1 protein-coding gene is annotated in these 425 nt (G+C 40.2%); it reads right to left on the minus strand.

The features are described from left to right. A partial coding sequence (locus tag EO126_RS10660) for an IS30 family transposase (protein ID WP_127008816.1) occupies positions 1-425 on the minus strand: 425 nt, incomplete at both ends.

Raw genomic sequence — 425 nt, forward strand, 5'->3', positions numbered from 1 at the left:
CTTATTAACTTCTTCAATGAATACTTCTTGTGGTGTCCGGTAATTTAGAATTTTGCGTGGCAGTGCATTACACCAATCGGTAGCACGTCGAAGAGTTACTTCTGAAACATCACGAATGGCAGTTCCTTTGGGAATAATACGGCGTAATAAACCGTTGTGCCGTTCATTAGAACCACGTTCCCAAGCTGCATATGGATGAGCAAAAAAGACTTGTAAATACTCTGTTTCCAGCTCAGTAATAGATGCAAATTCTAGACCGTTATCGGCCGTAATTGTTTTGCAGAGTTGCTGTAGTGAGTCATGAGTACTGAAGCTTAGTAACCAGCTCTCTAGCGTATTTTTAATATCAGCAGCTTTAGCTGATGGAGAACGCAATGTTACATAAGCTCGTGTTTTACGTTCCAATAGGGAAATAATCACTTCAT

It is taken from the genome of Veillonella seminalis (assembly GCF_003992065.1).
Lineage (GTDB): Bacteria > Bacillota > Negativicutes > Veillonellales > Veillonellaceae > Veillonella_A > Veillonella_A seminalis.